Origin of the sequence: Pseudoalteromonas sp. SG44-1 (genome assembly GCF_014164315.1) — a bacterium.
Lineage (GTDB): Bacteria > Pseudomonadota > Gammaproteobacteria > Enterobacterales > Alteromonadaceae > Pseudoalteromonas > Pseudoalteromonas rhizosphaerae.
On record NZ_JACJEW010000101.1, the window covers coordinates 1 to 6,503 of the forward strand.

Genomic DNA, 6,503 nt, shown 5'->3' on the forward strand with positions numbered 1-6,503 from the left:
TTATTTGCAATAAGCCCTATAGACTCCATTGGCGGAATAATAATAGGTCGTTGATTAATAGCAGTGTATGAATGAAATGGCTGGCGTACGTCTAATGAGTCACTATTTATTGTTGATAAAATACCCGCGCTATTTGTTTTTAATACAATAGGCTTTTTTGTATCATAAGTGGCTGATTTAGGCTGTTCAGCAACAATAATTCGATTTGCTACCGAGGTTAATTTATCAACCGGTTTATTGTTTTCAACATATCCAGTTAGTAAATACACTAACGGGCTTGCAGATCCTTTGCTCATGTCATGCATTTTATTGTCCTTGTGCTGCTAAGTTAGTAATTGCTACAGGGACTAAAGTTCTCATGCCCCAGATTCCTTTTTCTTTAACTAACCCTTCAGTTTGCACACCTGTTAGTATGTTTTTTGTTCTGATGACACGCTCTGAAAGATAAAACCCATTTTCATCACGTTCTTGCGAGTGCTTTATTGTATACTCTAATTGATAATCTTCCTCTGGAGAAAAAATAACTCCACCACCTGTTCCTTTCTCTGAATGCTCTATTTCAGGGTTTGCAATATTCACCCAGTGAAAATGGAAGTCTTTTCTGCCATGAGTCATAAACGCTAAATATTTTCCATCCGGTGAAATACGGTGGTTTTTCATCTCCCACGCTTTCGGAAAACCAAAATTAACTTTACGCACTATTTCGCCATTAAATTTATGTATCCAAAAGCCATCGTGCTTTACTGCTAAAAACTCTTTATCACCAGGCAGTAAAAAAGCAGCGCCGCTGTGGTGAATTTGAGGCCGTGGGGTTAGCTCCCCTGTTGGTATATGGTAATTAAAGTTTTTGCCATCTGAGTAAAAAATGACGTTTTTACTGTCTGAGGTCCAATTAAACCACGGGTAGCCGCCACCGCCTGACATGGTGATTAGCTTTTTCTCTTTAGTGTCGTACAGCTGGCGCGTCGCTCGGTCATTTATATAACCCGAAATAGCGATATAACGGTTATCTGGTGAGCGAGCTGGTGCATGTATACTAATAGATTCAAGCTTTTGAAAGACCTCTTCTGGAATAATACGGCGTCTGTCTGAGCCATCGAGTTTTGATGACCACAGCGTATAAACCTCGCTGTATTTGTATTTATTCCAAAACATTAACCGCGGGGTTGAGAAGGTATCTGCATCGCCATACACCTCTTCACGTATTTCCATTGGCCATTCTGGGTGGTTTTTATGCTCTTTAGCCCATGGGTATTTAGCCAGCTCAGCTTGAAGTTCCGCCTGAGTTTGCGATGAACTTTGCGATGAAGGCTCTGAGCAACCAGTTAAAAACACAATTAAAATGAAAGCCAATGTAAGAACACTATGACTCTTTGTCGAAAACATCTAAATATCCCTTTAAAAAAATTCAATAAAAAAGCTCATATAAATGAGCTTTTTATTACGCAATGTTTAATCACTTAGTTTGCGAGCATTTATAGCCTCGATACTGACTTCATCTAAACTTTTCGAATGGACCTCAAACCACTCTTTAACTTCATCAACAGTCATGTCATTTGAATCATAAAAGCCTTTTTGATAATCGCTCAAGTGCGGTTCGAGTTTGCTATAGCGTGTACTATTCATTGCTTTAGACCATGGCGCGTTATTGATTACTGATTTCGGTAACTCCACCTCTAGGGCAAAGCCGTGACTGTATGTATCATCGAATAACAAGCCATCAACAGTGCTAAAGTCGGCAACGTGTATACCTGAATTACCAGCCGTTCTAAACTCTTTAAAACATAGTTTAGGTGATTCATCAACCGAGCCATTAGCGTTTATATCCACTTTACCAAAAGGGCGAATACCTTTTACGGTATTGCCTTTGGGGGTCTTATAATCCAGTTTAAAACGTGCGACATACAAATGCTTTTTCTCAGTTTGGCCTTGCTTGTCTAACTCAGCTTTTTTGTTATGCCAATTAAACAACGAGAGTACCTCTTTCTCTTGCTCTTGAGAATCACTTCTTAAAAATGAAATAAAATCGCGAAGTTGAGACTGCCCCTTTACGTTGCGTCGTCTTGTTAGTTTATAGTGATTATCACGTATTTTGCCTCTGTTAAAACCACCTGTTAAAGAACGTTCAATTTCACCAATATTAATTAAATTACTGGGATAAGTAGGCCCTTGCAACTCACTGTCTTTAGGCCAACTTGACGAAATACCCGTCATACTTAAAAAGCACGGAATAGTATTGGAGTTTAGGTTGATCAGGTCTTTGCTGTAATTATCTTCAAGTAACCTATCGGCGGTTACCACGACAAAAACTTCAATTTCAGTATTCCAATCATATTTTTCAATTTTAAGGCTATTACCGTGGCGAGTGATGGTAAGGTTGTTTTTTATTGCACTTGCCCAAAGCTCGCGCTTATAAAGCTCTTCATAAGTAGTTTTTTTGTAAGGTCCCTCTAAATACTCATTGTTTAAATTCGCTAATGAGATAAATGGCGCGCCTTCTCCCCCAATTCTAATTGCCATAGTAACGGTTTTTTCACCATCAAATAACGCAGGGTAGGCAAAGCTTGAATCATAGCTTGTTAGGTAGTCTTTAATTAACAGCGAGCTGTGTTTTTCTTTATCAACACTTACTAAAAAGTCGTCTTCAATAAAACTAAGTACCCCATCAAACTCAACGGGGCCTTGTGAAGGTGTTTGTTTAAGCGGTAAATCTACACTTGTCGTGCTAGCCACTTGGCACCTGATTCTATAGCGCATATTATTTAGGCGACCAGAGTCAGCATAATCATCTGCGCTATTAATACCAGGTAACAAAAAAGCCGCTGAATGAGCGGTTGGCTTTATACCTAAATACGTTTTAGGCCCAAGTTGATAAAATGGCTGAAATACACAGCCAACCATACCTATATAACGCGATTCATCAAAACCATCTTGATTAATAAATAGCTCATCTTTGGTCAGCGCACGTGCAAGCTCTGAATACTTAATACTGGTTACATCCCAGCCATCTATACGCTTCACTTCAAATGTGAGCGGTGCTATATGGGCCATCGTTTCATCAAACACCACCAGCACTCTAACCGGTGTAAATGGGGTAATTGATTCATCCCCTAAATCACTCATTAAGTGCCATTTTTTAGTATTAACATCTTGGTAATACATCACACTACAATGATAATTTGCTTCACCGTATTGCATCATTAATGGGTCAAAAGTATCAATAAAGTTGTCAAGCTCATTAGTGCCTAAAGTATGTATCGGAAAATACTTTTGATACTGTGTTTGTAAGTAACCTTGTAAGGAAGACACTGGCGCTTTAGACATCATATAAAACCCAAGCGCAGGGCTAACCATGCCTATCAAACTTGCTGTTGATCTTTCTTCATCCATTACTTGTACGTGGTTGTCGTATAATATTTTTCGGTCACTCGCGGCGGTTAATTTAAAGTCTTGGTTTACACCATAGGTTAATTGGTATTCCCGCTCAGCTGCACCAGAGCCTTTCATTTTATTTACGTTTTCAACTAAGTTAACCCAAAACGTATCCATTTTTATTACCGCGTTATCTATTAGCGGATACGCCCACTCATCGCCGAGTAAAAAGTTTTCAATATAGGCCTGAATCTCTAATTTTTTTGCATTGTTGATATAGTCTTCTTTGTTGCTTGCATACACTTGCGCTCTCAGTAGTAAACCCACTAAACCCGCAATGGCTTCAGCTCTTACTCTGTATTGCGCCGCCCATAAAGTGCTATTAGCAATGGTGTGGTTACTGTTCATCTCTGTTACTAAATCACGCATCAGTGCTTGGTTGGCGCTACTTCGTTCGCTTTGCTGTTTTTGCCTATCATCAACTGCTAAATATTGTTTGCATATATTATCTGTCATTATTTCATCAGCTAAGGCAGCAACGCCTCGAGTAACAAGAGGCGCGGCGTCTACCACCGCTTTAGCAAGCCCAATTGAACGTGCCACAAGCGCGGTATGAGGTATTACACTTAATACCGCAAGCGCAGTGTCAAGCGCGGCCATTAATGCTTTGTCGCCCTCTTTTGAGCGTGCGATTTTTTTCTCAACACTTAAGCTACGGTAACGTTCTAAATTATTCAGCCCCTCACGAGAAGCACTTACAGCAAGGCTACTGACAATATAAGCTTTAAGGCTTACCCGCCGGTTAATTGCACGTTGGGCTTCTGAGTCGTTATCAACCAAGTTCTCAAGCATGCCGTACCCATATACCCGCATGCGAGATTCAACTTGGTTATGATCCATACCGCGGCTAATCATTTGTTCAGCTAAAATAGTTTTAACAGCCTCAGCGCGCCTTAAAGACAACTTTTTATTATATTCAAAGCCGCCGATATCACAGGTATACCCTGAAATATCAACCATTGCATTAGGGTTTGCTAGCAGCCCTTCAACAATAATTTGGCTACGCGATATTATTTCATTTTGGTACTTCTCACTCACAACGTCACTGTCAAGTTCAAACTGGCTCTGAATAACCACATCATGGCTTACTTCGCGCTCGCTTAAACGGGCAAAATAATCATCAGCCACTCTTTTATAATGATTAACACTGGTGTTTAAAGTGTTTTCCGCTTCACCAAAATACGATATGGTCGCCTCACTAAACGCGCAAATACTTACAGCTAAATCAACGGTATTAATAAACTTATCTAATACGTTAAGTACGCTCGCAGGAATACCTAACTTACTACCGAAGGTATTATTGAATTGCCGTTCCTGATTATCAGTTAAACCACCGTTAGCTAAACTAAAAGGCAAGAATCTTTCCCTTAATGCATCGCTTGCTGTCACGCCACTGGGGTTAGTTAACGCCTCCCTCACTTTAACCCAAGCATCAACACCGCTATCAAGTGCAAAGGTAGCATCAAGCATTGCCGATACTGCAGGGTCCTGGTTAGTTTGAAAGTGGGTATGCAGCGTTTTAGCAACTAACTTGGCAAATTTCCCTCGGTTATCATGGTGTACGCCATCGGCATCAACATATTGCTGCATGTCGGCAACTAAAAAGCCCGCAGCAAGGCTGGCACGGGTTTTAGTTAATTCCCAGTTTGTACAGTAATCTAAAAAGCCACCGGCAATTGCCGTGGGTTTGCTATTCGGCATTTTGGCATCGGGCGAGCCATATTCAGGCAAGCCTTTTTTTGGCTCATTAGGGTCAAAACCTTCAGGGGCAGAGGCCGTGTTTTTTGCAAAGTTAATTAAGTGGGTGTAATAACTCGGAAACTGCTTAATCAGCGACTCTTCAACAGAAATTGGGTCGCAGTTAATAATATCAAACTCACCCGCTTCATTTTGAATGTCAAAATGCAACATTTCGCTGAGTTCGTAATAAGGGGTGCCACTGTCATCATAGCTAAGAGCGTTTTGGCTCCAACGGTTACCAAGCGGCCTAAGAGTTCTTGAATCTAATTTAACGCGTATTTTATATAAACCAGCGCTCAATTTTTGATCATTGTTATTTATAACCGCACTATAAACTTTACTTTCAGTTCCGAGCTCATCCTCCGTATTAAAAAAACCTTTAATTGGCGTTTCAGTACCTTTTACTATTTCAACATTACCATCGCCGCCTGCCAACGGAATGGAGCGATTTACACTGAGTAACAGCGCCCGTGTTTTAGGTATAACATAACCATAAATATGGGTTACCTTGCTCTTAATAATGTGCTCGTTATACCAGTCGCTGTAGGTTTTATCTTTACTATCAGGGCGCTTTAAATCTGCAACTGCAATCTGTCGATAAATAAGGGTATTAATCTTGCCCTTATAACTTCCTAGTTCAGTTTTAAATGCCTCAAACCACTTATCACCTTGGCTTGCCGCTAACAAGCTTATCGCATCAACCGGCGGCACAATAATAGGTCGGTTTTTATGAGCATGAAACGGGTTTCGTGTCGTCAACTGTTTGTAATCAACAGCCTCAAGCACGGCGCCTTCATCACTGCTTAACAGTATTGGTGCAGCTCCATCGCTATCAGCCACCACCACACGGTTAAACAGCGGGGTGAGCTTACTGATTGGCTCGCCTCTATTAACATAACCCGTGAGTAAATACGCTTTAGGAAAACTAGATTGCCCAGTATTCAATTGCTCTGTCATTGTTCATCCTTGATATTAAACACGTCAAAAATATATATATTTCCCATGCCCCATATATCATTTTCTTTAATTGGTATTTCTCGTGTTTGCTGAGTATTTAAATCAAATTCATAAAAAAAGTCATCTATATAATACTGACCATTCCCCATTAAATCAGTCGAATCTTTAAACCCTTTACTTAACACTTTATTTTTTTTATCTGAGAAAAAATAACCCCCTGTTTTGAAAGGTTTTGTAATGCGCTTACTGGGGTCTGATAAATTAACCCAGTAATATTTAGGGTATCCAAGCCCCTCTGATAAAAAAGAAATATAATCGCCGAAAGGGGATACTTTTAAATACTGCATCGTAAATTGGGTGTTAAAGCCTAAATC

At 40.1% G+C, this 6,503-nt stretch carries 3 protein-coding genes and 1 pseudogene; all 4 read right to left on the reverse strand.

Translation table 11 applies throughout. The features are described 5' to 3' along the window. On the reverse strand, positions 1 to 305 hold a 305-nt coding region (locus H5187_RS22335), incomplete at its 3' end, for a hypothetical protein (protein ID WP_182798378.1). A gap of 1 nt (position 306) precedes the next feature. Further along, positions 307 to 1,386 (reverse strand): PD40 domain-containing protein, encoded by a 1,080-nt coding sequence (locus tag H5187_RS22340; protein WP_182798379.1) that lies wholly within the window; start codon positions 1,384 to 1,386, stop codon positions 307 to 309. Positions 1,387 to 1,452: 66 nt separating this feature from the next. Further along, the gene (locus tag H5187_RS22345) at positions 1,453 to 6,129 is read right to left on the reverse strand and encodes an OmpA family protein (protein ID WP_182798380.1); all 4,677 of its coding nucleotides are present in this window, start codon (positions 6,127 to 6,129) and stop codon (positions 1,453 to 1,455) included. After that, a pseudogene (locus H5187_RS22350) lies at positions 6,126 to 6,503 on the reverse strand (hypothetical protein); the annotation flags it as partial. The pseudogene H5187_RS22350 and the gene H5187_RS22345, both read right to left, overlap by 4 nt.

Bases quoted from the DNA above. Each gene is read 5' to 3' on its own strand.
- H5187_RS22340 (WP_182798379.1), bottom strand. From the start codon at position 1,386: ATGTTTTCGACAAAGAGTCATAGTGTTCTTACATTGGCTTTCATTTTA.
- H5187_RS22345 (WP_182798380.1), bottom strand. From the start codon at position 6,129: ATGACAGAGCAATTGAATACTGGGCAATCTAGTTTTCCTAAAGCGTAT.